The sequence below is a fragment of the Petrotoga sibirica DSM 13575 genome (assembly GCF_002924625.1).
Taxonomy (GTDB): Bacteria; Thermotogota; Thermotogae; order Petrotogales; family Petrotogaceae; genus Petrotoga; species Petrotoga sibirica.
On sequence record NZ_JAHC01000017.1, the window covers coordinates 51198 to 77141 of the forward strand.

Below are 25944 nucleotides of genomic sequence, written 5' to 3' on the forward strand. Positions count from 1 at the left end.
AAGAAGATCAAGTGGGTGTCTACGAAAAAGTAGACACCCTTTTTTTATAAGAAATACGTAAAAAAACAAAATCTCCAGGAGGTGTAAGGGTATGAAAAAAGTGTTAACAACTTTGTTTATTGTTTTTCTATTTACATTTACTTTTGGTGTAAAGATTGGTATCACACAAATTGTGGAACACCCTGCTTTAAACAAAATTTATCAGGGAGTAATTGATTATCTTGAAGAGTCAGGTGTAGACTTTGAATATGAGCATCAAAGCGCACAAGGTAGCTTTCAAAATGCAATAACTATAGCTAACAAGTTCAAAACTGATGTAGATATAATAGTTGCAATAGCTACCCCTTCCGCTCAAGCAGCCGCAACCGAAATAAAAGATAAGCCAGTGGTATTCAGCGCGGTTACGGATCCAATCAGTGCGGGTTTGATACCCAAATTTGGTAAAAATCCAGGAAATGTTGTTGGAGTAAGCGATATGGTCCCTGTTGAAACTCATGTAAACCTCATGAGAACAATATTTCCTGATGCCAAAAACTTAGCGATCCTTTACAATACTGGCGAGGCTAACTCGGTTTTTTTAGCAGATCAAACTAAGAAATTTGCTCCCCAATTGGGATTCAATGTAATTGAAATCACAGGGACGAACGCTAACGAACTTGTAACTTCCCTAAACGCTCAAGCGAACAGGATCGATGTTGCCTATCTATACACAGATAATTTGGTTGCTTCATCAGCTGAAATCTTAGGCCAAGTATTTGAAAAAAACAAGATCCCGGTAGTTGCAGGAGACATTGATATAGCAAGAAAAACATCCGTTTTAGGTTTTGGCTTTGACTATTATCAAGTAGGAATAGAAACAGGGAAAATTGTCCTCGATCTCATAAACGGCATAAAACCTAACGAAATTGAGTCTCGGATAGTAGGAGCAGACGCTCTAACGTTTTATATAAATTTGGATAGAGCCCAAACTCTAGATGTAAATATACCTCAACAATTTTTAGACATTGCAGATGAAATAGAAGGAATACTATGATCGGGACAGAAATTTAGGAGGAAATTTATGGATTTAGTGGGTATATTAGAACAAGGATTAATAGCCTCCCTAGTTGCCATGGGCGTGTTTATAAGTTTCAGAGTCATCGACCTTCCGGATTTAACGCCGGATGGATCGTATGTGTTGGGAGGGGCCGTAACCGTTGCGTTTATGTACGCGGGTCTGCCTTGGATAATATGTATGCTTCTTGGTGGTTTAATGGCAGGTTTTTTCGGGATAATAACCGCTCTGATACATAACAAATTAAAAGTCAATTCCTTGTTAGCCAGCATATTGGTTATGACAATGCTCTATTCGATAAACATTAGGGTCATGAATGGACCGAACGTTTCCGTTCCAAAAGAAATAACAGCCCAGCAAGAAGCACAATACACCGAAAAAACGAAGTTAGATGACATTTTAGGCATGAGTAGCTTAAAGGAAAATCAAAGTAATTTACAAATAAACGAAACCAAAAAAACCTTATCTCCATTCAGAGAAAACTCTGGATATAACTCTACCATCTTAATAGGATCGGTGGTATTTGTATCTGCTCTTTTAACAATAATCTTTTTGAGAACGGAGTTAGGAATTGCGCTCAGGGGGTACGGAGGTAACAAGGCAGGAATCAAAAACCTTGGTATGAACCCTGAAATTATGAGTATAATCGGATTACTTTTGGGAAATTTCTTTGCGGGGCTGTCAGGATCCTTGTTCTCAATGTACGGTGGATTTTCAGATGTGAATATGGGTCAAGGCATTGTTGTAATTTCTTTAGCAGCGGTTATTTTGGGGGAGATCATATTTGGTAAGCTAAATCTGTTCTATAACATGCTATGCCCCATCATTGGAGCTGTTATCTATCAATTTTTACTGGCATTAGCCATGAGATATGGTTACATAATCGGCTTCCAATCAAGCGATATGAAACTAATAACTGCGTTGTTCATAATATTAGTAATAGGATTAAGGAGGGTAGAATTTAAAAAATGGTTGAGCTTAAAAACATCAGAGTAGTATACAACAAAAATCAGATTAATGAAAAAAAGGCTTTAGACAAATTTGAATTAAGTATTAAAAAGGGAGAATTTGTAACTATCATAGGTCCCAACGGTGCTGGGAAAACAACGCTTCTTAAAGTCTTAACAGGAGAAGTAGTGTTGGATCAAGGGAGCTTTACATTAAATAACACAAGCATAAAAAGAACAAAACCCTACAAGCTCTTTCGAAATGTTGGCATAGTGTATCAAGAACCTGATAGAGGTGTATTTCCTGAGCTAACCCTCGAAGAAAATTTGATCTTGGGATCCAAAAAAGGAAATAGATTCTTTTCATTTGGAAAATACGAAGGATTAGAATTGTTGAAATCTTTAAACATGGGCTTAGAAAACAGACTTAAAACAAAAGTCAAAGAATTTTCCGGAGGGCAAAAACAGGCCCTCGCCATGGTTCTTGCTTCTATAACAAAGCCTGATCTTCTGCTATTAGACGAACATACCGCGGCTCTTGATCCCAAAAATGTTGAAAAGGTGATGGAACTAACTATGAAGATAAATAAAGAGTTGGGATTAACCATTATAATGGTCACACACAACATGAAAATAGTAGAAAAATATTCAAGTAGAATAGTGGAAATCAAAGATGGAAAGGTTACAAAAGATTTTGTCTACGAAAAAACACATAACACAGAAGAACTAAAAAAAGTAACAGCTAATTGACAAATAAAATACTTCTAAATTATCTTGTTGACGCTCTATCCCATAGGGCGTCTTTACTTTTTTAATCAATAATAGAATATGGTATAATATTTAAAACAAATTGGTTCATATTTTGAAAGGACAAGATACAAAATGAGTGTAAAAAAAGTAGATGTTTACAAAGAGATAGATGATCCAAATAGGAATTTTTTTATCTCAGCATCGGCGGGAACGGGCAAAACTTATATTCTTACACAATATTTTATCAAAGTGTTAGAAAAGAATTTTCCAAATGCCGAGATAGTTGAAAACATTCTTACAGTGACCTTCACAAACAAAGCCGCCTCTGAAATGAAAAATAGAATTATGGAAGAAGTTTCCAACAAATTGGATGAAAAACCCCCTTATGGCACCAGCAAAGTAGAATGGTACCAATATTGGAACGAAGTAAAAATTAATTTATCCCGCTCATGGGTCAAAACTATAGACAGTTTTTGCTCAAGAATAATAAGAGAAAACAACATTTCCATGGGGGTAGACCCAAATTTCAGTATAATAAGCGACTTTCAAAGAGATCGAGAAGTTGAAAGATCGGTTTATTCAGCTTTAAGAGTTGCCTTAGAAATATATCAAGATAAAGAAATAGATTGGCTCAATTTCTTGTCCATAAAAAGAAAGGAAAAAATAGAAAAGTATATTGAAACTTTGAATAGAGAAAAAACAAAATTTAAAGAATCCTTTAAAAAAATACTTTCTGAAAGAGGCTTGGACGAGTTTGAAAAGATAATTCAAGATGTTGTTTCCAACTGGCGCATTGAAATGTCAAGAGTCTTATTAACTAACGATTTAGAATTAGCAGATAAAGAACTCTCTGAGCTTTACAAAAACTTTTTATGGCTTGTAAAAATTATTTCTCTTATCGCTAGTGAATTCTATCTGGGATTAACCACCGATAATTTTTTATACGATTTCAAAGCGGTTTTAGAAAAAGTTGTAGAAGAATTCGAAAATAACCCCGATCTTCTTAAAAAGTATCAAAATAAATTTAAATATATCATAGTTGATGAATTTCAAGATACTAATTATCTTCAAAAAGAAATCTTTGACAAACTCCATACCACAGATAATTATTTTTTTTATGTTGGAGATAGAAAACAATCCATCTACCGTTTCAGAGGAGCGGATGTTTCTGTATTTTCACGTTCTTTAACAGAAGCTCAAAATTCTGATGAAGAGATTCTTTTAGGAAAATTAACTAAAAATAGAAGATCCCATCAACAAATCATAAATTTTGCAAATCATCTTTCTGAAGTTTCTTTATTTAAAAGAGAAAATTTACAGATGGAAGACATCGATCCCAAACTTTTAGAAAATCTCTCCTTCCAAGAAGAAGATATATCAGAACCCGAAATCCCTCCCCAAGAGACCGAAACGATCCCTACTTTGAGTGAAGATGATACTAAAAGAGTTAAATACATATTAATTGAACCCACTGATGAAAATGGATTAAACAACCAAGAAAATCGTCTTGCCATTGAAATAGAGACGTTGGCAAAAGTTATAAAAAAGTTGTTAGGACAAGAAATGGATTTCAAAGTAAGAAAAAATAATAAAGTATATTATGAAAGAAGAAAAATAGAACCAAAAGATATCGCTGTCCTTTCAAAAGAATTAAAAAATACAGAGAAAATACTTAGAACCACCTTTTTTAAATATAATATACCCTTTTATATATTCGGCAGCAAATCTTTTTACAATAGACCAGAAATTCAAGCTATTTTCGCTGCCCTTAACTCAATTCAAAATCCTTTTAACGACTACCAGTTTGTCAGATACATGATGTCACTTTTAGTAGGCATGAGCTTTCAAGATCTTTCCAAATTGGTAGAAAAAAGGCAAGGAAGTTTTTTTGAAACGTTTGAAAATATGCAAAGCGAATTCCCTGATGATGTAGTGGAAAGTTATAAAGTGCTTAAAAAGTACAAGGATCTCAAATATTATTTAACTCCTTCTTCCATACTGAAAGGTATAATAAACAACAACAATTACTTCTCTAAACTCGTTTTAACAAACGATCCTGAAGTTTCAATATCCAATATAAAAAAACTTATAAATCAAGCCGAAGAATACAACAATATGGCAAATTCTTTTTCTGAATTGGTCAGATTTTTGAAAAATGCCTCTAATATCTCAGAAGAAGAGGCTTCTATAGAAGATGAAACCTCTAACAGTGTGAAAGTAATGACCATCCATAAATCTAAAGGTTTGGAATTTCCTATTGTATTAATGATCGGTTTACACAACTCTATTTCTGGGACAAAAAATGGTTCCTATGCGGAATTTTCGATCCCTGATGCGGCGGGAAACAGATATTACCTCTTGAAGAATGTATTTAAAGAGAGCGTAGAAAACAGTGATCATTGGCTACTCAAATGGTTTAAAAACAACGAGTTTTTAGATAAAACGGAAGCCAACAGATTAGTATATGTAGGAATAACAAGAGCAAAAGACTTGCTGATACCCCTCCTAGTGTCAAATGAGAAAGCCGATACATTAAATAATTTCTTCCTAACAGTAAAAAATTCAAATACCATAGATATAATTCATTCAGATAATATTCAACAACCAAAAGAAAACGCTCCCGAACCTCTAAACAAAGATGAAGAAAATACTTTGTTTAAAGATATACCTCACCAAAATCTTAAAGACTTAACCAATCTCTCGTATAAAAAGTACATAGCCCCAACTTACATAATCAATGAAATAAAAACTAACGAATTAGATTTAATAGAAGATCTCAATGAAACCATTCTATCTCCTTCAACTTATTTTGATCCAAAAAACATTTTTTCAGATCAAGAGCTTATTTTTAGAGGATCCTTTTTACACTCTAAACTAAGAAGTGCTCAAAATATAAGTCACATAAAAAATATGGTAAAAAACGGAGAGTTACCACAAGGTTTTGATGAATTAGATATAGTAAAAAGAGCCTTCTCACCCTCTGAGAATAAAGTAATAAAAAATGAATGGAGACTCATGAAAAAATTGAATATAGGAAAAAAAGAATATATGTTATTTGGGATTCCTGATAAAGTTATAATAGAAAAAGGTGATATTGAGATTTTGGATTACAAATATTCAGACTTGAAAGATCCAAAAAAAATTAAAGATTACGAATTTCAAATACTTTTCTACCTTTACCTATTATCCGATTTTGGGAATCCAAAAAGAGGTCACATAATAAGTATCAAAACATTACAAGATCCCATAACTCTTGAATACGACCCACAGTTTGAAGAGCGATTGATCTCACAACTTTCGAAAGAGGAAGTTACAAATGAATTTTGAGAATATGCCAGAACTCCATTGGAAATTTGGTTATTTCCTAATCTTAGGAATTATGGCAACAATAGCTGTAATCATGATAATTATATTCAAAAAGAAAAAAAGGTTTTGAATTACAAATACCTATAAGGGGGTCTAATTACATGAAGGAAAGTATAATTAAAAAAGTAGAAGAATTAAAAGAAGAAATTATTGAAAGTTCAAAAAAGTTCATATCAATTGACTCTGTCAACCCACGTGCGGGAGGGCCTGGGGAAAAGGAAGTTGCAGAATGGTTAGAATCTTTGATTAGCGGTTGGAATTTCGATGAAATTAAAAGATACGACGCTCCAGACGATGCTGTTGAATATGGATACAGGCCAAACATAGTTGCAACCTATAAAGGTCAAAACCCACAAAGAACTATTTGGTTTGTAACTCACATGGACAAGGTACCTGCTGGTGATATCAAATTATGGGAAACAGATCCTTTTCAACCGGTAGTAAAAGATGGAAAGATTTTTGGAAGGGGAAGCGAAGACAATGGGGCTTCCTTAATATCAACATTATATGCCGTAAAAAGCATTATGGGTTTAAAAGTGAGACCGAAAAACAACATTGCCTTAGCTTTGGTTTCAGATGAAGAAACCGGTTCAGAATTTGGAATAAAATACTTATTAAAACAAGGAATATTCAAACAAGAGGATTGGTTCTACGTACCAGATGCCGGGGAACCTGATGGAAGCTTCATCGAAGTTGCAGAAAAATCGATTATGTGGTTAAAAATAACAACTCTTGGAAAGCAAGGCCATGCATCTATGCCCAATATCTCCATTAACGCCCATAGAGCTGGCATGGATTTCGCAATTGCAGCCGATAAATATTTCCACGAAACTTATAACCTACAAGACGACCTCTTTAATTACCCATACTCTTCTTTTGAACCAACAAAGAAAGTATCCAATGTTGAAAACATAAATACCATTCCCGGCACGGATATCATATATTTCGATGGAAGGATTCTTCCAAACTATGACGTTGAACAAATAATAAACACTCTTAAGAATCTATCTAAAGAATATGAAAAGAAATGGAATGTCAAAATAATAATTGAAGGGGAACATATTGAAAAATCAACCAAACCCACCCCAAAAGAACACCCTTGTGTAGAAATATTAAAAGAAAGCATAAAGGAACTTAGAAATATACAAGCTAAGGTTGGTGGAATAGGTGGAGGTACCTGTGCGGCGATAGTCCGTGGGGCAGGGTTCCCCGCTGTTGTTTGGTCAACGATCGATGGAACCGCACATCAACCTAACGAATATGTGAAAATAGACAATTTAATTAAAGATACCCAAGTTTTCGCATACCTTATGAGTAATTTATAATTCTTATTTTTAACCTTAAAGATTATATTGGGGGTTGTATGATGTATGTAAAATTATGGCAAAATGATACTTTTCAAACAATTGAATACACAGAAAACTTGCAAAAAGCCTTTGATAAAATAAGCAATGAAGAAGAAAATCTGGTCGTTTTAAGACGCGATGGAACTTTGTACAACCTCATCACTTTCAACGATATAGCTACATTTTCTTCTTATGATTTAGATACGAAATTAATAGAAATATTAGATCCTACCGATTCTTTTTTATTTGACAATGATTTATTAGAGGATGCGCTAGTTTTGATGTTAGAAAACAGAGCTAGAATTTTACCTGTTGTTGATAATGAAATGCATCCTGTGGGAGTCTTCGGACTTTTTGAAGTATTAAAATCCTTTAAAACAATCTCTGCCATGGACGAAACAGGAACGCGAGCGGTAATAAAGATAGACGACATTCCTGGTGAACTAAATAAAGTTTTAAGCATATTTGCGACCCGAAAAATCAACCTTCTTTCTCTAATGACAGCCAAAATAAGTGATAAAAAAAGAATGATCAGTCTAAAACTTGGTATTAAAAATATTGATCTCATTTCTGATATATTAGATGAGGAAAATATAGAGTATGAAGGTATATACGAAGAAAAGGGAGATAAAGAAAGCTGAAAAAAAGCCAATTGTGAGTAAAGAATTAATCATTAGGAGGCAATATTATGAAAATAGCTTACGTATCCTACGAAGTTTCCCCATTTGCTAAAGCCGGAGGTTTGGCAGACGTAGCTGGGGCCCTACCAAAATATATTAAAAATGCAGGAGAAGAAATATACGTTATAATGCCTTTTCATAAAAACATAGAAAATAATTTTGAAATTTCTAAATTTCAGCTTGTAAAAACAGGCTTAGTACCTGATTCACATACACATAAGTCCCCTTTTAGTGTCTATAAAAGTTATTTAGAAGGTTCCTCTGTAGTAATTTATTTCATAAAAACCGATTCTCTCTATGATTCAAAAAACATATATGATGAAGAAAATATCTTTTTGAAGACTTCGTACTTCTGTGATTCTGCTTTAAAAACTATAAAAGAATGTGAACCAGACACAAACGTTATCAACGTAAACGACTGGCACACTTCTCTTATACCTGTATATCTAAAAACCTATTATTTACAAGACAATATATTAAAAAAGATAGCCACGATATTAACTATTCACAACATAGGTTATCAAGGGCTTTTTAGCCCTGATGTGTTAAATCAGGCTGGATTACCAACTTACCTCTTCAACATGAACGCTCTGGAATATTATGGAAAAGTAAATGTGTTGAAAGGCGGAATTTTGTTCAGTAATATAATAAATACCGTGAGTCCCACGTATGCAAAAGAAATACAAAGCGAAGAATACGGTTATGGACTAGAAGGTGTATTAAAGGTTCGATCTGAAGATTTGTTTGGTATATTAAACGGCATTGACTACAGTATTTATGACCCCTTAAAAGATACTCATATTTTCCATCCCATTAAATCATACGAAGACAAGTTAAAAAATAAAACAAGTTTGCAAGAACACCTAGGTCTCGCTAAGGATGAAAGTAAAACCCTAATCTCTTTTATTGGTAGACTCTTTGATCAAAAAGGAATCAATTTAATTTCAAAAATAATAGACATGTTGCTACTCACTGATATTCAATTTGTACTATTAGGAACAGGAGATAAAAAATATGAAGAGTATTTTGCTACCTTGACAAAGCTTTATCCAAAAAAGATATCCATCAACATAACCTTCGATGTCGATCTAGCTCAAAAGATATACGCTGGATCTGATATATTTTTAATGCCCTCTAAGTATGAACCATGTGGATTAGGCCAAATGTACTCAATGAGATACGGTACCGTTCCTGTTGTAAGATACACAGGGGGGTTGAAGGATACGGTCTCGGAATACAACCCAAAAGATAAAAAAGGAACAGGATTCGGATTTTATGAATACCAAGAAGCCGATTTATTGTACACGTTAATGAATGCCATATTCTTTCATCAAAAAAGAAAAGATGACTGGACTAATATTTTTGAAAACTGTATGAAAGAAGATTTCTCTTACGAAAAAACCGCTAAGAAATACATCGAATTATACAAAATTGCCCTTGACAAAAAACGGGGTTATTAGAATGATGGAATTGAGAAAAGATCCTATAATAAAAAGATGGGTTATCATATCTTCCGAAAGATCGAAAAGGCCCATGGATTTCAAAAAACAGCATCAAAAAATAGAAACTTCCTTCTGCCCTTTCGATTATGGAAATGAATACAGTACTCCGGAAGAAATAATAGCATTTAGAGACGCTAACTCTACTCCAAACTCCCCAGGATGGTGGGTTCGTGTTGTGCCAAATAAATTTCCAGCACTCCACTCTGAAAACGAACTGAAAAAACAAGGTATCGGGATATACGACCAAATGTCTGGTTATGGATACCATGAAGTAATAATAGAAACTCCACAACATAACGCAAAATTTGCAAATATGCCAATAGATCAAATGAAAGAAATAATATGGGCTTACATAAAAAGGTTTCAAACAATAAGAAAAGACAAAAACATAAAATACATTCAAATATTCAAAAACAAGGGGGAAGAGGCTGGTGCTTCTCTTTCACATCCACACTCACAACTTATTGCCACTCCTATCGTTCCTATCACGATTAAATCGGAAATAGAAGGATCCAAATCTTATTATGAGTTTCGAGAAAGATGTGTCTATTGTGATATAATAAACCAGGAGTTAAAAGACAAACAAAGGGTAGTTTTCAAAACAGATGAGTTTATTGTTATAGAACCTTACGCCTCCAGATTTCCATACGAAACATGGATACTTCCACTAAAACATTCACATGACTTTGGATCCTTAGAAAACGAACCGACATCAGTTGAAGATCTAGCAAAAACTCTTTCTATTATAACCAAAAGGTTTGATAAAAAACTCGACGATCCACCATTTAATCTATTCATCCACACTTCACCGTTTATAGACGGACTGGAACTATATTATCATTGGCATATAGAAATATTACCTAGATTAACTAATGTCGCTGGTTTTGAATGGGGCACAGGCTTCCATATTAACCATGTTTCTCCCGAACAAGCCTGCAGTGACCTCATAGAAGAAAAAGACATTCTTTAAAAACTAGGAGGATAAAATGATAGATTTAAAAGATATATTTTACGAATTTTCCTCAAGAAATGTACTTGAATTAATCAGAAAAATCTCTGATTTTCACAGAGCAAAAGGTAGCTTGGAATATTCCAAGGCGATAGAAATAATTCAAAATTATTTGAAAAATTCAACATTGTTGACCTTTCCTATGAATAAAACTTACAACACGTGGCAAAGTCCTCCAAGCTGGAATCTAAAGGGGGGTTATTTAAAATATCAAAAGGGGAAATACATAGTTTCTGATCTATCTCTAACACCTATCTCAGCAATATTTCTATCAGATAAAACAGATGGCATAGAGAAACTGAAAGTCTTCGATGTAGGAAAAGGAGAAAAAGAGGAAGACTACAAAAATTTTGAATCAGGAAATGCGGTATTGGCTGATGGCAATCCCACCTTAGTCTACCACTATGCTGTAGAAAAATTCAACGCGAGGTGTGTCCTCAGTTATTACATGAAAGCTCAGGATAAATCCATAGGAAGAACTCCAGAACTCTTACCCAATACCATTAATTATACTTCTTTCCCGAGTTTTAAAAATAAGTACGCCTTTGGTTACGCTTTATCTTATGATCAATTTCAAGAATTAAGGGAAAAGCTTAAAAAAGGAAAAGTTTACATAGAAGCCTTTTTAGATGCAGATCAAGGAACAAATACCCTAGAAGTCTTACAAGAAAACATAGGTAAAGATGCCGATCAACCAGCTATTATTTTAACTGCTCATCTGTGTCATCCAAAACCGGGAGCCAACGACAATGCAAGCGGCTCAGCACTACTGGCAGAAATAATGAGAGTATTAGAAAAATTCCAAGACCAATTAAACAGAAAAATCATTGGTCTTTGGGTAGCAGAGATGTACGGTACAGCCGCTTATTTAACAACAGAATTCCCAAAAAACGCTTACGTTATAAACTTAGATATGGTGGGAGAAGATCAATTTAAAACAGGGTCTACTCTTAAATTAACTGCATCCCCCTGGGCAATACCTTCTTTTTTAGCGGAACTTCTTTATGTGAACTTAGAATATCCTGCTTTTAGATTATCTTTCGAAAGATATTCAGGAGGTTCTGATCATTACATGTTTTCAGACCCCAGCTTGGGAATACCTGCTGTGTCATTAACAAATTGGCCCGATAGATATTACCATTCAAGCGACGACACGGTTGATAAATGTTCAAAAGACACCCTTGACTGGATAGGAAAAGCTGTGTTAAAAAGTATCTACGATCTAGACAACATGAGTGAAGAAGTTTTGGCACAAGTAAAAGGCAAAATTATAAACAATCATTTCAAGTTAGTCAATGCTCAAAGCAAACTTATCACCAATTATGTAAACTACATGACATACCTAAAGCTAAAGCAACTCTCTAAATATGGAGATGTTGAAGAAGAATTAATTGAATTTTTTAAAGAAAAAATTGACTTTGATTTGATCCCTTCACAAAAAAGAAAGGTAAGAAAAAATATTGGACCGATTTCTGATTCGTGGCACAATATCGAAGATATAAAATGGATGAACCAAATTAGAGAAAAAATACCTAACTTTAGAGATTTCATGGATGTATTTTTAAATATATTTGAACTAGGATTTTCAAAAGAAGATGCTATTTTAATTGCAAAAGCAGAGTTGGGAATTGAGGAAGATTTAAAATCTGAAGTTGAGCATTATTTGCAAAGATTAAAAGAAGAAAAATTAATCGAAATATAAGATTTTTCTTATTATATTAGGGCACTCTATATGAGTGCCTTATTTTTTATTTTTAAGAAAAAGCAAGGTAAACGCTTTTAAATAGATCTAAACCTTCGTAATCGCTCATAATCTGCTGTAATTAAACTTGACTATTTTTGTAAATAGATTTATAATTTTCATAAACTTACTTTCGATAGTAAAGAAAGTAAGATAATAAAATTATTCTAAAATTTATAGAAAAGAGGAGAAAAATTGGCTTTAGTAGGTAGCAGAGAATTAATTAGGGATATAAATGAAAAAACCATATTAAAGGAAATCTTTTTAGAAAAAAAAATTGACAGAGCTTCACTAGCAAGAAAAACAAGTTTGAGTGGTGGAACAGTCACAAAGATTACCTCTGATTTACTAAAGAAGGGTTTGATCAGGGTAGTTGGGGAAAGCAATTCGACCGGAGGAAGAAAACCCATTCTATTATGCATTAACCCAGATTTCGGAAATATTTTAGGTGTGAAGATAGGTTTGGGATATCTTCAACTGATAATCACTGATCTAACTGGAAATATCTTATCTCAGGAACGAACAGAGTTTGGAGAAGAGTTTGACCCCCATAAAATTTCCTGTCTGATTAAAGAATACGTTGAACAAAAAAGCAAAAATAATTTAGTCGGAGCTTCTGTAGCTGTTTCAGGTACAATCGATTCAACAAAAGGTGTTGTTCTAGATTCTTTTATTTTAAATTGGAAAAACGTTGAACTTGGCAAAATCTTAAAAAATATCTTAAAGGTACCTGTTTACATAATAAACGATGTTGATTCTTTCACACTTGCTCACTTATGGAAAGGAAAATTAAAAAATTATAAACATGCGTTAGTTATGACTCTTGGGGTTGGCATAGGGGGTTCACTTATTGTAAATGGAAATCTTTACACTGGAAACGGCGGCGCCGGAGAAATTGGACACATGACTATAAAAGAGAATGGAAATAGATGTAGGTGTGGTAGCTATGGATGCTTAGAAGCAGAAGCTAGCTTTGAATCTTTGGTTAATAAGATCTACACAAAAAGTGAAAACACTCTTCTCAAAGAATATTATAAAACGTTTAAAAATACGGAGTTATCAGAAATTGACTTTATAAGATTAGCTTTAAAAGAAGATCCTCAAGTATCACACGAGGTTTTCAACGAATATTCAAAATTAATAGGAACAGCCATAAAAAATTTAATCAATATTTTTACTCCTGAATACTTTTTGATAGGTGGAGAAGCCTTAGAGTTTTCAGATTATTTCTTAGAAAACTCTATAAACTATGCAAGAGAAAATGCCTTCGGAACTTTAGGTGAAAGGGTGATTTACGATGTTGATAACTTAGGACCAAAAGCATGGATGTTGGGTGGTGTGTATCAAGTAATTCAAGAGGAGATGTTTTATATCAATGTTTGAGGAGGAGGTATTATGAAAAAAGCATTCTTTTTGTTGGTTGTGGTACTTATTAGCACCTTCATGTTAGCTCAGGTTAAGGAAGTTATTTTTTGGCATAGTTATTCTACTGCTTCTGGAGAGTATAAACTATTAACTGAAGAAATTATACCGGAATTTGAAAAAGAACATCCTGATATTAAAATTACAGAAGTTCAAGTTCCTTACGATGAAATGAGAAGAAGATTGATCGTAAGCACAGCAGCTGCACAATACCCTGACGTTATGAGGATGGATATTATCTGGGTCCCACAATTTGCTGATATTGGCGTCTTATTGCCAGTCGATGAAGAATTTCCTAAGGATTTTCAACAAATTAAAGATGATTTTTTACCTGGCCCACTGGCTACAAATTACTGGAAAGGTCACTATTATGGAGTTCCTTTGGATACAAATACAAGAGTTTTGTTATGGAACCGTGAAATGTTTGAAGAAAGTGGATTAACTTCGCCTCCAACAAATATGGCAGAATTTATTAAATATATCAAAACTTTAACCAAAGATACTGATGGAGACGGACAGATTGACCAATGGGGTTTTGCAGATACTGGTTTCGGACCATGGAATAGTATGGCTTGGATATATTCTTTTGGTGGTCAAATCCTTGATCCAACAAATTCGAAGGCAAAAGGATACGTAAATGCACCTGAAAGTGTCGAAGCTTTAAAAACATTTAAAGATTTATACAATCAAGGCTATATTGCTCCTATCGGAGGAGGGGGAATTGGTGTATTAGAAGGATATGCTGAAGGTATTTATGCTATGACCTTTGATGGCCCATGGTCTTGGAGTATTATAAAAGGTCAGTATCCCGATGCAGAAATTAATTATTCCCTCATTCCTGCTGGTAAAGGCGGATCCAAGTCTGTTGTCGGCGGTGAAGACATAGTTATTTTCAACTCTACTAAATACAAAGAAGAAGCATGGGAATTTGTAAAATTCTTGACCTCAAAGGATGTTCAGCTAAAATTTGCAACTGTAGGTCAGATGCCAATATTGAATGGATTACTTGACGAACCTGAAATTAAAGAACATCCATTCTTCCCAGTTTATCTAAAACAATTAGAAACAGCAGTTCCTCGCTCCCCTCATCCTGCTTGGAACGAAATCAACGATATTTTGGATAGTGCCTGGCAAAATGCGGTCATAGGAGGAGTAGAGGCACAGGATGCTTTAGATAACGCCGCTTATGAAATTGAAGAAATTCTGAATGACTATAGATAAGAATGGAAAGTAAAATTCTAGGTGGAGGATATTCTCCTCCACCTAATATAATTTCTTGTATTATAGGAGGAATAAAGAATGACTAGGAAAAAGAGAAGAAAATTGGTGGGCCTTCTTTTTGTCTTGCCTGGTTTGATCAGTTATTTTGCGTGGACTTTGTACCCGATTATAAAAAGTTTTATTATGAGTTTATATAAATGGAATATTAATCCTAATATTCCTAATAAATTTATTGGCTTAAAAAATTATACCCAATTATTTCAAGATCTAAAATTTTATGTAGCTCTTAAGAATACGATTTTTTATACACTAATTACGGTTCCTGGACAAATGATTTTTGGCTTTTTAGTAGCTCTCCTTTTAAATAGAAAAATGAAAGGTCAAACTTTATTTCGGTTGCTGTACTATTTGCCTGTCATCACTTCTTGGGTAATAGTCTCAATATTGTTTCAATATCTCTTTGCTGCAAGAGGAGGTTTAGTAAACTTTCTATTAAAAGACTTGCTTCATATAATACAGAAGGATGTTCCATGGCTATCCAACCCAAAAACAGCAATGATACCTATTTACACATTGGGCATATGGAAAGGCATAGGGTGGTCGATGCTTATTTTCTTAGCCGGACTTCAGGGAATACCTAAACAACTTTACGAAGCGGCTTCTTTAGACGGAGCTAATAGCTGGCAAACCACAACTAAAATTACTTTACCTTTAATGGTACCCACAATTGTGTTCGAACTTGTCATGCTTACAATTGGCGGATTTAATGTTTTTCTTTCGGTTTACGTTATGACTGGCGGGGGACCGATGGGATCAACGGAGGTCTTGTCTTCATATATGTTTAAAGAAGCCTTCGATTACTTCCATTTTGGTTACGGGTCAGCAATATCAGTAATTTTCTTCCTTATTGTTTTTACCATAGCTCAAATCCAAAGGAAACTATTAGCTAAAAGAAGTTTCTAATAAGGGGTGAAAAAATGCAAAGAAAAAAATCAAAAAAAATAATTAACATAATTGTTTTTTGTATTTTAATTTTAGGAGCAATAATAATGACTTTTCCATTCTACTATATGTTTATAACTTCCTTAAAGGAAACAAGTTATATTTTCACCGTTCCACCTCAATTAATCCCTAAGCCTGCCACATTCCAAAATTATATAACCGTCTGGAAAGAAACAGATTTTGCCAGATACTTTGTAAATAGCGTTACCATAACGCTTCCTGCAATTATTTTGAATGTTCTATTATCCACTTTAACGGCATATGGATTTGCAAGGTATAATTTTCCGGGAAAAGAAACTTTTTTCTCCCTTCTAATTGCTACTTTAGCCGTACCGGGATTACTTCTCATAATTCCTCAATTCGACATTGTTAGTAAAATAAGATGGTTGATGGATAACAAAATTACACTTATTTTAACAGGAGGCATAGGAGGGATTGCATTCAACGCCTTTTTTTTGAGAGGATTTTTTGAGGCTATGCCTGTTGAATACGAAGAAAGTGCAGAATTGGATGGAGCCAATGCCTGGCAGAGATTTATTTATATAGTTTTCCCACAAGCTCTCCCTCCTGTAGGAGCGTTAACTATAATGTCTTTTTTGGGAATATGGGATGACTATTTTTGGCCATCTTTGATATTAACTTCAAAGAACAATTGGACATTGCCTATCGGTATAATGACTTTCAAAGGTCAATTTAGCGTTCAATGGAATGTTTTATTTGCAGGAACTATGATTTCTTTGGCACCCGTACTAGTAGTTTATGTCCTCTTCCAAAAGTATTTTATACAATCAGTTTCTGAAGGAGGTTTAAAACTTTGAAAGGAGGAGCTTTTAATTGCGTAAGAAAATCATATTTTTAAGCTTTTACAACTTGCTTTTATTCGTATCAATATTTGGAGGTGAAAGTATGGACATTTTGTTTGATAAATCATTTTATTATCCAAATGATTCTATAAATCTAAGATTGTTGAATCTTCCTAACGAAACTAAAAAAATTAAAATTGTTATAACTAAAGATATTCAAACAATCAATGAATTAAGTATGAACATATCTAAAGTGGGAGAAATCATGCAAATATCTTTAAAAGCTCCTTCTAAAGTTGGAGGGTATGGATTAGACTTTTATGTAAATGATAATCTGATCTTAAGCAGGGGCCTTTCGGTTTTAAATTCATGGACTGAGTCGCCTCGCTATGGGTTTTTAACAGATTTTGGCGAAGGAAGATTTAACACCGAAAAAACGATGGATTATTTAGCCCAATACCATATCAACTCTTTGCAATATTACGATTGGATGTATGATTATGGATATCTAGTTGCTAAAAAAGAAAATTACAAAGATGCCTGGAATAGAGAAAGAAATATATCAAATTCTGTTTTAAAAGAATTAATTAGAGAAGGGCATGAAAATAATATTTTTTCTATGGCTTATGTCCCTATTTACGGTGTAGAAAGAAATCTTGGCTCAGACCATCCCGAGTGGTTGTTATACGAAATAAAAGGTGAGAATTATGAACCGGTTGATTTTTATCAAAAAATTTTAATCACAAATACTTATCAAGATTCAGGTTGGACAAAATTTCTTATACAACAATGTAAAGAAACTTTAAATTTTGGATTTGATGGGATACATTTAGATCAATATGGATACCCTAAAGATTATGCATCTTTTTACTTAGAAGATAACGAATATAAACCTTACATAACATCTAAAGGTTTTAAGGAATTCATAAATGAATTGAAACAGCAAACAGAAGCTCCTGTAATCTTTAATTATGTTAATAATTGGCCTAAGGAAATTCAATCTCAAACTAAAGCAGACATGATTTATATTGAACCTTGGGAATCATGTAATACATATGAAGATATGTACAAAATGATCAAAGAAGCTAAGGAAAGAAGCAAAAAGGATGTCATAACTGCTGCTTACATTAATCCCTCTTTTGAAGAAAATATTACTTTGACCGATGCTGTTATTGCAATAAGTGGTGGAAGAAGATTAGAACTGGGAGAATATATGTTAATACTTGGAGGACCCTATTTCCCTGGTGACGCAGATATTGTAAGTCAAGATTTACTAAATAAACTTAGGAATTACTACGATTACCAAGTAAGATATGAAGAATTATTTGATATCCTTGAAAAAGAAGTAGAATTAAAAGGAAATAATTTATCTTTGAACCCAAAAAAAGATTCTATATGGTACAATGTTAAGATGAATTCTAAGTATGTTTTCATTAATCTTGTCAATTTCGTAGGGATAAGCACAGACTTTTGGAGAATGAAAACAAAAAAACCCAATACAATCAATGATATAGAAATTTTTATTCCTTTAAACAATATTAAAAATGTATATTTTGCTTCAGCTGATAATCAGTTGTTTTTTTCAAAAATAGATTTTTCAGAAACAGAAAATGGGTTAATTGTAAAAGTTCCAACAATTGAATATTGGTCAACTATTCTGATGGAATTAGAATAAAAACTTGAGGAGGATTTATCCATGTTCACAATGATGCAGTTAACGCAATACACTACTTTGTACAGAAGCGGCAAACCTTTTAAAACAGGGGCGGTGATCGTTGAATTAGAAAGCAAAGATTTCCAACAAAACGATACTTTCCCATATTTTCAAGTTGAAGAAGAAAACAACAAAATAAATTTCGTATACAAGATGTCAAAAGAAGATGTTGTATATGGATTAGGAGAAACTCTTGGGGCATTGAACAAAAGAGGTAAAATCTACAGATTCTACAACACAGATGATCCTGAACACACCCCTGAAAAAATGTCTTTATACGGTTCTCATCCTTTTATGATCTTGGATGGAAAAAGTACTTTCGGATTATTCATTGATTATCCTTCTGAAATTATCTTTGACATAGGATTCACAGATAAAGATATTTTAAAGATAACCGTTCCTTCAAAAGATTTTGATTTGTATATCTTTGATACTGATGAAAAGCTATCCATAATAAAGGAATACTTTAATTTAACAGGTAAACCTTACATCCCTCCAAAATGGGCCTTTGGGTTTCAGCAATCAAAGTGGAGTTATTTCTCTGAAGAGGAAGTTAGAAATGTAGCAAAAAAATTCAGAGAAACTGGAATCCCTTGTGATGTCATTTACACAGATATAGATTACATGGATAGTTACAAGGTTTTCACAATAAACAAAGAAAAATTTCCTAACTTCGAAGGGATGGTGAAGGACCTAAAAGAAATAGGAATAAAAATTATACCGATTATAGACCCTGGGGTAAAGATAGAAAAGGAATATGAAATGTACGAAGAAGGTAAGCAAAAAGGCTTTTTCTGTGTGGATGAAAAGGGTAATGACTTTGTTGCAGCTGTTTGGCCCGGACCTACGCACTTTCCAAACTTTTTGAACTCAGAAGTTAGAAGATGGTGGGGTAAGAAGTATAAACTCTTTACAGATATGGGAATAAAAGGCTTTTGGAACGATATGAATGAACCTTCAATATTTTATACTCCTAAAGGTTTAAACAAGCTTTTTGAACTGTTGAGATATTTGGAGGAAAATAAGGAAAATGCCGGAATAGAGGTTTTCTTGGCAAAAGAAACACTTTTAAACATAGCCAACAACAAAGAAGATTATAGTAGCTTCTTTCACAAACTAGATGACGGTAGTTTAATAAATCACGATACAGTTCATAACTTATATGGATTCAATATGACGAAAGCGACTGCAGATGAGTTGAAAGAGTTATTACCGAATGAAAGATACCTGCTACTGTCAAGAAGCAGTTATCCTGGCCTTCACAGGATGGCTTCAATATGGATGGGAGATAATAAATCTTGGTGGGAACATATGCTTGTTAATATAAGAATGCTGCAATCTTTAAATATGATGGGATTTTTCTACACAGGGGCTGATGTTGGTGGCTTTGGAGCAGATTCATCTGCCGAATTAGTCATAAGATGGATGGAGTTAGGAGCATTCACACCTTTTTACCGAAACCACACCGCACTAAATACAAGGTCTCAAGAACCTTGGCAGTTCGACGAAGAATCATTGAACATCATGAGAGATATAGTGAGGCTCAGATACGCTTTCATACCTTATACTTACTCAGAATATATGAACTCCGTGAAGGAATCGGTCCCATTTGTAAAACCTTTATCTTTTGTATTTGAAGGGGATAGGGTAAAAGATATAGAAGATCAGTACATGTACGGAGATTCCTTGATGGTGGGAACGGTTCATGAACAAAACAAAAAGGGAAGATACGTACACTTGCCAGAAGTGAAGTGGCTAAATTGGACAGCTTCTAAATACGAAGAAAGAAATATGAAGGTTTATGAACCGGGTGATTATTACATTGAGGCGGATTTAAACGAAATTCCTCTTTTTATAAAAGAGAATAGCTTGATAGTTCTGTCCGAACCTATGAATTATGTTGGTGAAAAAGACATTACAGAACTGACAGTCATTGGTTTGGTTAGCGATCACGCTATTTACAATTATTATGATGACGATGGAACTACTTACAACTTCACAAAAGGTGAGTTTGGTAATTTAAAGATAGATATAACAAAAGTAGACAGCGATTTCAAAATAGATGTGAAACCATACGATCCAGCAAATATTTTGAAAATAAAAAAGATCCATTTCGAAATATACGACAGTGATGGAAGTGTCATCAAAAAAGATATGCTCATTTAGAAAAGTCTTGGGATACTCCCAAGTCCTTTTTGTCTAAGAATCTACTATTCAAAAATGGGTTTTACTCTTCTATTTTCAAAAAGCATAATGCATTCTTAAATTCACTTTAAAGATATGGCAAAGATATGCATCGTTGGAATTTGAGGCAAAAAGATAGATTGCAAAGGTACAGATTTTAGGGGAATCTTCAACAAATACATTTTCGGATTGATATTTTCTGTGATTCCTAAGCTATCGTATCTATAACCAAACTCCAAAAAAATAGTTTCACCATAAATTGGAGATTGGCACCAATCGGAAAAGGCTATGTTCACTTCTTGACTTGATCCATCTTGGTAAAGAATTAGTATCTTACCTGTATAATTTCCATGGTCGCTCGCTCCAACAATGTACATGTAATCGAATTTTTTTTCTATATTTTTTAGATTTATAACTTGTGAAGTTAATATTAGGTTATCGTTTCGATCGATTTTAATTTTAAAATATACATCTTCTTTTTCATAAAATAACAAATTATTCACTAAATGTTTTGTAAGTTCTTCTGCTGGGTATTTTGCCCCTATTATTCCATCGAAGTTATCGAAATTCCCGGATTTTCTGTTGGAAAAACTTACAATTCCGTCGTTGTTAAATAACTCTTCTATATTCAATAAAAAGCCGTTTTCGAAAAAAATACCTTCAACTTCAGCAGTTTGGGTATATAAACTTTCTTCTGCTTTTGTTTCATAAGTTGTTTTTTCAATTTTACCTTTTGAGAATTCATAATAAGATTGGTCGAATTCGAATATATAAATGGGATCTATTGGTTTTAAAATAACTTGATCTATGTAAATAAAGCCATTTTCAGGTTTTAAATACAAAATAATTCGATTATCCTTCATATTTAAGCTTCCAACGTACATTATACCATCGCCCGGCTCTATGTTTTTATCTATTGAATTATCTCCAGAAGAAGCTTTAACGTAGGTTTTAGAATCAAAAGACCCGGATATGCAAACTTCATACTCATCAGAATAAAAGTTGTCAATTTTTTGTCTGATCCTTATGCTTTCCTCAGTCTTAATCCGAATGTTGTTGGCATTATCTAATTCGAAAGAATAAATGCCTGTATTCATTTTCTCAGCTTCAAACAATAGAGTTTGCCGCCCACCAACTATCTTAGATGAAGTTAATGGTTGAATCTCTGGAGGTAAGGTTTTTAACCTTACTAAACTTAGCAAAGCACATATTGTCGATTCAGCACCAGCATTGCTGTTTATATATATTGAGTGTAGAGAGTCATAACCCTCACCGTTAGGTCCATACATAGGAGAAGATAAATGGTTGTTCCTTTCAAAAAAGCCTCCAAACAATACAGCCATATGGGCATATTTTTCTTCACGGGTAACTAAGTATAATTTCACCAAAGTTGAAATTATTGGTTCGACTGCATAAGCAATCTGAGGATACGTTTTTATATACTTTCCTATTTCATAAACAGGACCTAGTGAAAGCAATACTGGATAGAATTCATCCGCTAGAAAGATTGCAGAATCTAAATGTTTAGAATTTCCTGTTATTTTGTACAGTTCAATCAGAGATTCCCCTTGCCTACTACCCCAACTGTGCCATAATTGGTAATCTGTTCCTTCGTTGAACGCCCCCTTCAACAGCCCTTCTTTTATCTGTGTATCAATAATTGAATCCCCAATTTTTATTGCCAATTCTTTTACACTTTCATCCCCTGTATATTTGTAATATTCAATCACCCCTAAAAGGAAAACGGAAGAAACATCCGAATTTTTATTTAAAAAATTATTGTCATCCAAGCTCTTTGACAAAAAACTATACGCTAATTTGGCAGAACTTTCTAATTTCTTTTGAAAATCCCGATCCTCATTATAGATTCCTAATGCATTTGAAATAGCCCAAAATCCTCTTGCCGCCCACCAGTTTGCTGATTTCCTACTCGTAATTCCTTGCTTATTAATACTGCCATCATCAAAAATAAAGTTATAGAAATCTCCATCAGAGTCTTGAAGGGCCATCACAAAATCTAAAGCTTCTTTTGCTCTTAGAAGGTAATGCTCGTTTTTATACAGTTTATAAAGTTCTGTATACAACACTGCTACCCTTGCTACATCATCTACACAAGTTACTCCTTCGCCTTTTGCCCCTGTGTGAACATATGTATCTCCAAATTTTTCTGCATATACCCAATAACCGATTTTTGACTCACCTTCTATTATGAATTCGTCCCTTAAGAATTCAAGATGGTTAAGATTTATCTCCGGCACACTAAAAGAAATTACAGATAAAAAAAGAAAAGAAAACATAAAGAATTTCCTCCAATTCATAAACGTTCCTCCCTATAAACTTTGTGCTAACAAATATTTCTGCAGCATTTATAAATGCTGCAGAAATAAGAGATTTACTGAACAATGAGTTTTAAGTTTTGTATCTCATGCGCTCTTCCTTCCAGCAATCTTATAGCTTCTGCGGTGTCCTTTGCAGAATAAATCGAGAAATATCTCGTATAAGTTACTTTGTCTCCTGCTTTGAATTTCATCATCCAATCAGCTTCATTCGTTCCTTCAAAGGTACCTTTTGTAGCTTCATAATTATTCAATTCTCCAGGGATCCATCTAAATATCCCATCTCTAAATTCTCTACTTTCATAAAACCAAAAATCATTATAAACAAATTTTTTAAGGTCAGAATAAACGACTGATGTTTGTGGCAATATTTCTGCGGCTATCAAACCATATTTCTCTGAAAAATTAGCTCTCCAATCTTCCATAGAAACAAAGGCATATGTCGCTCCCCACCACAAAGGTTTCATTGAATCGATAGCTGGAAATACCACATAAGCATTTTCATCAACTATTTCTATAGCGTCTCTTTCTTTCCAATATTCATATGGAGTAATTCCTAATTGTTCTGACCAAATCATTCTTCTAAATATAGGAGTGATATGTAACGAACTATCATCAACGGTTGTTAAAGGTGCTGTAGCCATAACCTGTAATTTCATTATGTCCACGTAATTGGAGAATGAAAATTCGTTTTCTACTAGCACATCCCCAGTTTTAAAAATATGTGTGGTTAATTTTTGTGTGAGACCAGGAAGATCTTCATAGGAAAGTACTGCCTGAACAGTTACAGCAACAGGTCCTGGATCAAAAACTTTTAAATCCTTCACTGTTAATCCCATAGATGTTGTTTCAACGTGTTTGCCTAACTTCCCGTCTACATAGTATGTGCTACCTGACCAGCCAGCAATTCTTGCTGTTCCGAGTTCATTGTACAAGATTCCTTGCACGTTGCCAAATTTAGTAAAGTTTGCTAATCCGTGGTTATTTACCTTGACCGTAAAATTTTTGTTTATTACATTGTATTCCCCATCTTTTTCCTCGATTGTGAAAACTGGTTCGAATTGTAGTAAGTCTAAATCCCAATCATCCGATACAACGATATTGGCTTCATTCTTAAATACAAATTGGAGAAAATCTGAAGAAGAAATCCTTCCGTTTTGATCAACATCCACAATCTGATAGGGAAGATTCTTCCCTTTCGAATCTTTTATTCTGATAGAATTCCAGTTCGCATCGAAATCATATCCAACAAAATCCAACAACTCAGAAAAACTCACCACAAATGGAACCTCAAGGTTTGTTATTTGCTCGGTAGAAACTTTTAACAACTTCTCCTCTGCAAAAAGGGTGAAGGTTACAAGAAGAACCGTCACTAAAGTTACAAAAATCTTGGTTTTTTTCACTTTTATTCCTCCTCCTTTCCTTATTCATAAATAAATCTAATGTGATACTCACAAAGCAAGCAGACTTTGTAATTTATAGTTATGTAAGCGCTTACAATACTATTAATAATTATAACACCTAAAAAGAGTCTATGCAAGGTCGATTATAACTGTTTATATGTAATTAGAAGCAATTACGGACTTTTAGCAGTTGAAATCTCCTATTTTCTTATTTTTTATTTTCTAAATGCATTTTATCGAATATCAACTCTTAGAAAAACGAAGAATTTTTGAAATAATCGAGAATAATTACCTTCAATTGACTTTATTCGGCTATAATCAAGTTTGACTTTCTTTTAGGATACTGTTATAATTTTTTTGAAAGCGCTTACAATTTGGAGGTCTTACTAAATGTCAAAGATAGATGATGTTGCAAAATTAGCCAGTGTATCGATAGCCACAGTATCAAGAGTTTTGAATTCAAAAGACAATGTTTCAAAAAAAACTAAAGAAAAAGTTCTGCGAGCTATCGAAGAATTAGATTATAAACCCTCGAGAATCGCTCGAAATTTAGCCAACAAAAAAAATTCTTATAACATTGGTTTAGTCATTAGTAAAAGAATAGACAAAATTCTCAAGGGGAATGACTCGTTTGGTATAAGAGAGTTCTATACAACTGTTTTAGCGGGGATAGAAACTTTAGCAAAAGAAAACAATATCCAAATAAAAATGGAAACCTTTGATAATGGAAATAGAAAATTATTGGAAGATTTAGATGGTTTGCTGATAATGGGAGGAGACCGCCTACCCAACTTTATTGAAAATTCAGATTTACCGAAGGTACTGGTAGATAATTACATTCCTGCTTTAAAAGTTGATTCGGTAATCTCAAATGGGTTTGATGGTGCTTATTATACAATAAAACAAATGATCTTACGGGGATATAAAAAGATTACACATATTCACGGTCCACTTACATATTGGGGATTTAGAAATAGATTTGAAGGATATACCGCAGCGATGACTGAATTTGGATTGCTGCCTCAAACATTCGAGTGCGACGAAACTCCGGAAGGTATATTATATGCATTAAATCTATCTTTATCCAAAAAACCCAATGTAATTTTCGCTTCAAACGATTTTATAGCTTTAATAATTTTAAATTTTTTAAAAAAGAAAAAAATTCATGTTCCAAAAGAGATTCAACTAATTGGATTTGACGATATTATCTCTTCTTCAGTTTCTGAACCTAAATTGTCTACAGTAAAAGTTTTCAAATTTGAGATGGGAAATATCGCTTTAAATAGATTAATAGATTTGATCAATGAAAAGAATCCTCATCCAGCAATGATCTCCCTATTCACCACTTTTGTAGAAAGGGACAGTACGATAATAGCTAAGAATAGTGACCAAGCAATATAAGAAATAAAATGACTCATTTTAAAAAGTTACAAATAATCATTGAGTAGTAACGCCAATTCAAAG

Annotated in this window: 19 protein-coding genes; 17 read left to right on the plus strand and 2 right to left on the minus strand. The window is 33.5% G+C overall.

The window, feature by feature from the left end:
- Positions 1–91: 91 nt before the first annotated feature.
- From AA80_RS04950 to AA80_RS05025, 16 genes are all read left to right on the plus strand, one after another.
- Entirely contained in the window at positions 92–1033 is a 942-nt protein-coding gene (locus tag AA80_RS04950; protein ID WP_103876717.1) for an ABC transporter substrate-binding protein, read from the plus strand.
- Between the two features lie 27 nt (positions 1034–1060).
- Entirely contained in the window at positions 1061–2050 is a 990-nt protein-coding gene (locus tag AA80_RS04955) for an ABC transporter permease (protein ID WP_103876718.1), read from the plus strand.
- On the plus strand, positions 2023–2751 hold the full coding sequence (locus tag AA80_RS04960; RefSeq protein WP_103876719.1) for an ABC transporter ATP-binding protein: 729 nt from the start codon (positions 2023–2025) through the stop codon (positions 2749–2751). The genes AA80_RS04955 and AA80_RS04960 overlap by 28 nt, the downstream gene beginning before the upstream one ends.
- Positions 2752–2883: 132 nt before the next feature.
- On the plus strand, positions 2884–6078 hold the full coding sequence (locus AA80_RS04965; protein ID WP_103876720.1) for a UvrD-helicase domain-containing protein: 3195 nt from the start codon (positions 2884–2886) through the stop codon (positions 6076–6078).
- 4 nt (positions 6079–6082) lie between these two features.
- On the plus strand, positions 6083–6187 hold the full coding sequence (locus tag AA80_RS10485) for a hypothetical protein (protein ID WP_425320594.1): 105 nt from the start codon (positions 6083–6085) through the stop codon (positions 6185–6187).
- Positions 6188–6218: 31 nt separating this feature from the next.
- Positions 6219–7442 carry a M20 family metallo-hydrolase gene (locus AA80_RS04975; protein ID WP_103876722.1) on the plus strand — a complete coding sequence of 408 codons (1224 nt, stop codon included), beginning with the start codon at positions 6219–6221 and terminating at the stop codon, positions 7440–7442.
- Between the two features lie 38 nt (positions 7443–7480).
- The gene (locus AA80_RS04980; protein WP_134080048.1) at positions 7481–8104 is read left to right on the plus strand and encodes a CBS domain-containing protein; all 624 of its coding nucleotides are present in this window, start codon (positions 7481–7483) and stop codon (positions 8102–8104) included.
- 47 nt (positions 8105–8151) lie between these two features.
- Positions 8152–9603 (plus strand): glycogen synthase, encoded by a 1452-nt coding sequence (locus tag AA80_RS04985; RefSeq protein WP_103876724.1) that lies wholly within the window; start codon positions 8152–8154, stop codon positions 9601–9603.
- Position 9604: 1 nt separating this feature from the next.
- Positions 9605–10615, plus strand: coding sequence for a galactose-1-phosphate uridylyltransferase (gene galT / locus AA80_RS04990; RefSeq protein WP_103876725.1), 1011 nt, complete (start codon positions 9605–9607; stop codon positions 10613–10615).
- A gap of 16 nt (positions 10616–10631) precedes the next feature.
- Complete coding sequence (locus AA80_RS04995) at positions 10632–12356, plus strand: DUF4910 domain-containing protein (protein WP_103876726.1); 1725 nt, start codon at positions 10632–10634, stop codon at positions 12354–12356.
- A gap of 234 nt (positions 12357–12590) precedes the next feature.
- On the plus strand, positions 12591–13778 hold the full coding sequence (locus tag AA80_RS05000) for an ROK family protein (RefSeq protein ID WP_103876727.1): 1188 nt from the start codon (positions 12591–12593) through the stop codon (positions 13776–13778).
- 12 nt (positions 13779–13790) lie between these two features.
- On the plus strand, positions 13791–15038 hold the full coding sequence (locus AA80_RS05005; RefSeq protein ID WP_103876728.1) for an extracellular solute-binding protein: 1248 nt from the start codon (positions 13791–13793) through the stop codon (positions 15036–15038).
- Between the two features lie 78 nt (positions 15039–15116).
- Positions 15117–16001 carry a carbohydrate ABC transporter permease gene (locus tag AA80_RS05010; protein ID WP_103876729.1) on the plus strand — a complete coding sequence of 295 codons (885 nt, stop codon included), beginning with the start codon at positions 15117–15119 and terminating at the stop codon, positions 15999–16001.
- Positions 16002–16015: 14 nt separating this feature from the next.
- The gene (locus tag AA80_RS05015; RefSeq protein ID WP_103876730.1) at positions 16016–16858 is read left to right on the plus strand and encodes a carbohydrate ABC transporter permease; all 843 of its coding nucleotides are present in this window, start codon (positions 16016–16018) and stop codon (positions 16856–16858) included.
- Positions 16859–16874: 16 nt separating this feature from the next.
- Complete coding sequence (locus AA80_RS05020; RefSeq protein ID WP_103876731.1) at positions 16875–18518, plus strand: glycoside hydrolase family 66 protein; 1644 nt, start codon at positions 16875–16877, stop codon at positions 18516–18518.
- 21 nt (positions 18519–18539) lie between these two features.
- Positions 18540–20723 carry a TIM-barrel domain-containing protein gene (locus AA80_RS05025; protein WP_103876732.1) on the plus strand — a complete coding sequence of 728 codons (2184 nt, stop codon included), beginning with the start codon at positions 18540–18542 and terminating at the stop codon, positions 20721–20723.
- Positions 20724–20824: 101 nt separating this feature from the next.
- Here the strand turns inward: AA80_RS05025 and AA80_RS05030 are convergent, their stop codons facing one another.
- A complete protein-coding gene (locus AA80_RS05030; protein WP_103876733.1) occupies positions 20825–23038 on the minus strand; it encodes a glycoside hydrolase family protein in 2214 nt (737 codons plus the stop codon).
- Between the two features lie 95 nt (positions 23039–23133).
- Entirely contained in the window at positions 23134–24480 is a 1347-nt protein-coding gene (locus AA80_RS05035) for a hypothetical protein (protein WP_103876734.1), read from the minus strand.
- Between the two features lie 390 nt (positions 24481–24870).
- Here AA80_RS05035 and AA80_RS05040 point away from each other — a divergent pair, with 390 nt between their 5' ends.
- Entirely contained in the window at positions 24871–25881 is a 1011-nt protein-coding gene (locus AA80_RS05040; RefSeq protein WP_103876735.1) for a LacI family DNA-binding transcriptional regulator, read from the plus strand.
- The last annotated feature ends 63 nt before the right edge of the window (positions 25882–25944 follow it).

Bases quoted from the DNA above. Each gene is read 5' to 3' on its own strand.
- AA80_RS04950 (WP_103876717.1), top strand. From the start codon at position 92: ATGAAAAAAGTGTTAACAACTTTGTTTATTGTTTTTCTATTTACATTT.
- AA80_RS04955 (WP_103876718.1), top strand. From the start codon at position 1,061: ATGGATTTAGTGGGTATATTAGAACAAGGATTAATAGCCTCCCTAGTT.
- AA80_RS04960 (WP_103876719.1), top strand. From the start codon at position 2,023: ATGGTTGAGCTTAAAAACATCAGAGTAGTATACAACAAAAATCAGATT.
- AA80_RS04965 (WP_103876720.1), top strand. From the start codon at position 2,884: ATGAGTGTAAAAAAAGTAGATGTTTACAAAGAGATAGATGATCCAAAT.
- AA80_RS10485 (WP_425320594.1), top strand. From the start codon at position 6,083: ATGCCAGAACTCCATTGGAAATTTGGTTATTTCCTAATCTTAGGAATT.
- AA80_RS04975 (WP_103876722.1), top strand. From the start codon at position 6,219: ATGAAGGAAAGTATAATTAAAAAAGTAGAAGAATTAAAAGAAGAAATT.
- AA80_RS04980 (WP_134080048.1), top strand. From the start codon at position 7,481: ATGATGTATGTAAAATTATGGCAAAATGATACTTTTCAAACAATTGAA.
- AA80_RS04985 (WP_103876724.1), top strand. From the start codon at position 8,152: ATGAAAATAGCTTACGTATCCTACGAAGTTTCCCCATTTGCTAAAGCC.
- galT (WP_103876725.1), top strand. From the start codon at position 9,605: ATGATGGAATTGAGAAAAGATCCTATAATAAAAAGATGGGTTATCATA.
- AA80_RS04995 (WP_103876726.1), top strand. From the start codon at position 10,632: ATGATAGATTTAAAAGATATATTTTACGAATTTTCCTCAAGAAATGTA.
- AA80_RS05005 (WP_103876728.1), top strand. From the start codon at position 13,791: ATGAAAAAAGCATTCTTTTTGTTGGTTGTGGTACTTATTAGCACCTTC.
- AA80_RS05010 (WP_103876729.1), top strand. From the start codon at position 15,117: ATGACTAGGAAAAAGAGAAGAAAATTGGTGGGCCTTCTTTTTGTCTTG.
- AA80_RS05015 (WP_103876730.1), top strand. From the start codon at position 16,016: ATGCAAAGAAAAAAATCAAAAAAAATAATTAACATAATTGTTTTTTGT.
- AA80_RS05025 (WP_103876732.1), top strand. From the start codon at position 18,540: ATGTTCACAATGATGCAGTTAACGCAATACACTACTTTGTACAGAAGC.
- AA80_RS05030 (WP_103876733.1), bottom strand. From the start codon at position 23,038: ATGTTTTCTTTTCTTTTTTTATCTGTAATTTCTTTTAGTGTGCCGGAG.
- AA80_RS05040 (WP_103876735.1), top strand. From the start codon at position 24,871: ATGTCAAAGATAGATGATGTTGCAAAATTAGCCAGTGTATCGATAGCC.